At 52.5% G+C, this 3,570-nt stretch carries 1 protein-coding gene; it reads left to right on the plus strand.

What is annotated here, in order from left to right; genetic code table 11:
- Window positions 1-110: 110 nt before the first annotated feature.
- The coding region (locus ACTH3S_RS15560; protein WP_441809923.1) for a hypothetical protein at window positions 111-3,570 on the plus strand (3,460 nt) is incomplete at its 3' end.

Genomic DNA, 3,570 nt, shown 5'->3' on the forward strand with positions numbered 1-3,570 from the left:
TGGCTCAAAAAGGCGTTAGCTGGCGACCGATTCCACACGAAATGGAAGAGAGCCAGAAATGTTCGTGCATAAATCAGTAAAACTGAAAGACGACAGCAAGGACGACAGGGATGTCTGAACATCAGTCAAACGCAAATAATACGAGCAATGGCCTGGCCTGTGAAGGCGAAAAGCTGATTGTCGAGGTGATGGGGACAGAACATCCGGATCCGCATACATTTCGAATTTACGATCGAACCAATCAACAGCAACAGGAGTGGCTCGAAAACAAGGCTGAGACTGAAAGCCTGGATGCACAGCAGCTTCATTGCTGGCCGTGGGAAGGGAAAGACAAGAAAAATGTCTGGTTGGATATTGCATCTGAGGAGGGTGCGCCTGTTCGTGTGTCTCTATTCAGTGATGTCGAAGCAACACCACGCCAGTCAGAGGCGCAGTGGAATCGCATTTGGCCTGTTGTGCCACTCACTCTACTCCACGACCAGAATCCTGCTCCGGGGCTCCCGAAATTTCACCCTGTTCCGGTCCGGCCTGGATTCATTTATATCTTCCGTGAAGGAACTCTGTGGCGTGAGTTGGAAGTAACCAATACCGATTCAGGGCAGCTAACCTTTAGCGATGTTCGCCTGACGGACTATCGAAGTGCGCCCGGCCAACTATTGAATGCGGATCATCGCCCTCCAGTGGGCTCTAAACTTGAATCAGTCTGGTTGCCTGTTCGTGGCATGGCACAACCTGTAACCGACGCATTCGAGCTGGCTTTTTCTGAGGTTCAATGGTCGTCTGATCGCGTGATTTATCTGGAGCAAAACGCCAGTGCCAGGTCACAGCGCTGTGCAAAGCCCGGTAACCCGGATTCCGCTCAGATACCGGATGCGGCAGGTCAATGGGCCAGTGTCAGTGATTTGCCTGAGATGCGGGCGCGAGAGTCCTATCTGGAGCAGCATTTGCCCAAACCTTGGGAAAGCATCCACGACCTGAGTGGCTCCTATTCCAACAACTTGTTTGGGCAGGCGGTGAGAGAGCAGAAGTCATTTGCAGCAGACAGCAACTCCGCAAAATCTGCTTATGAAGCCGCCAATTATCGGGATGCTTCGTTACGAGGTGCATCATCATTGCGCGTGGCAGCCCTCGAGGTTGTGAGAACGCAAGCCTGTGATGGCCTTGATGACCAAGCAATGTGGCAACCCCTCGGGGGTGCTTCAGATGCGCTGGCGTCGATTCGTGAGCGAGGCTGGCATGCGTTGGTGCTCGACGACCTGCTATTTCAAATTCGCCACCGCTTGGCTCAGGCGACGGATGCGCAACGCTATCTCACCACGCTGACCGGGACTGTCGGTGAACAACCCAATACTGACAGCGCCCAGCTGATTTACCGTGTCATGGGCCCGGCATACCTAGGCGGCAAGGAAAATCCGCTGCATAAGCACCTCGAGGAAATTGAAACCGGTCTGTTCAGCAAGTTACACCTCACACTTCGCACCGCCCAGCGGCAGGTGGCAACCGAAGATTTGGCAGTAGGGCAGCAACATTTTGTCCAGATTATCGAGCGCCCTGAAAACCAATGGGCACTGGCTGATCTGTTTAGCCTACAAGGCGCAGATTATATCGAAGGATTTGCCCTCGCTCAGCAGTTTGTTCAGGTTCTGGCGATGAATCCACGAACCGCAGACAAGTTGCGAATTAACGAAGCTAACGTTGAAAAAGCCTATACCGACCGCGCTCACAAACTACTGGTTGATATCCTTTCTGATGGTAGCAGTCAGCCCTTGCATGTCATGCTCTTCCCGGCGGGTGACGGCGACGAAATGACGGATAAGGGAGAAACAGATGAGAATTGTGGTGACGGTCGCTGCCGTCCGCGGGACATTGAGGCCATCGCCAAAAATACTCCGGATACAGAAAGCCTTCAGACGCTATCTGCCGTAGCCCTTGCGGGTATTGCAAAGCACGAGTCACTGAACCTGACAACACAGCTTAAACGGTGGATTACGGCCGTCAATACCATATTCGATGGCATTCAGAAATCATCTCAGGCTGCGCTGACCACGCTAAAATCTCACGCATATCAAATCAACGCGCGCTTGTACGGGCCATTGTTACGAATGGCAAAAGCGCGTGACCCGAAATTACTGGGGGCTGTCAAATTAGTGCCTCGCTCGTCGGTACCGGCCAACTGGGTTGTCCTTGGTGTCACTGACCCGAAGGGCGGCCTGACCTTTGGACTCACTGAAGCGGATCGACAGGAATACATAAATCAACATGGACGCCGACGTTTTTACGGCGAATTCTATCAGCCGGACAGCAACACGCCGCTGGGCAGCACCAACCGCTCAAGGATGCCTAATCTGGGGGCCACCGCTGAAGCGCGTGATGTGCATGTTTTTGCAGCTCCGGCTTCGGCGGAGGTCACTGATACCCATCGTAAGTTGAGGCGATATAAACGATGGGATGAGATTGCAGACAACATTCGGCTGCCCTATTTTATTGTGGTGATTGAGGCTTTTAATATTTGGAATGAGCGGGATCTGTATAAAAAAACCGCTGCAAGAAATGGAAAATTAAGGGCTAACGTAGGAATGTTGAGTGCAGGGATTGATCTCTTTGTTGCGTCAACATTATCAGCTGAAAGGTTGCTTCTGGATGTCGGGAAATGGAGAGGTCTTACCAGTGGCCTGAACTCGACAGCGTTTTCAATAAACCACGATTTAATAGCGCGCGCCTCGCAACGGCTAGCCGATTTTTTGCCACGTGTTGTAAGTTATCGCTTACTCGGTGGCATAGTGTCAGGTGGTGTCACTGCAATCGTGTCGCTGATGGACATGGTGCACGAGATTGATACCGGCGACGGGGATGCAGCGCTTGCGCACGGTGCATCGGCGTTAGGTGGTGGCATGATGTTGATGGGCGGCTTGATGTTTTCCAGTGCCGCCTCGTCAAGTGCGTCTTTAATTCTTCTTGGCATGGGGCCAGCAGCTTGGCTAGCGATAGGGATTGCTCTGGCAATCGGTGGTGGAATTGCGGCGGTTATGCTCAATGATCCACCGCTGGTCGACTGGCTTAAACGTGGTCCCTTTGGCACCGAACAAGACGACATGTACGGCCATTTAGCCAATGATCCGGCTGAAGCCTACTATCGTCTCGTCGGCCTGCTTTCCCAGCCACGAATTCTAATGGAGCAGGTTCGTAATTTGCCGGTCAAATTACTACAAAACGGTGTTGAACTGGATGCCCAGCAAGAGAGGCGCCTGAGTCAAGTGAACTGCAAAGTCCGCATTGAAAACAACGTCTCATCGTTTTTGGACGAAAGTAACCTGGTCAGCCATCTCAGGCTGGTCACCGAAAATAAAACGATAAGCAACAAGCCCAGTTCCAATGGTTTCCCGGTGACGCGTCGCAGTGTGCAAAAAGCGTCGCCTGACGTGTTGTTAGAACAGCCGCTGGCCAACGGAAGAGCTTATTATATCGCCTTGCCGCCAGATCAAACCAGCAGCAGTCTTTTCCAGACCACGATCAAGGGTAGTTCAGTAGCCGTCCGAGCCCAGTGGCATTCGCGCTGGAGCGACGATGAAA

Source organism: Marinobacter sp., from assembly GCF_052094685.1.
GTDB lineage: Bacteria > Pseudomonadota > Gammaproteobacteria > Pseudomonadales > Oleiphilaceae > Marinobacter.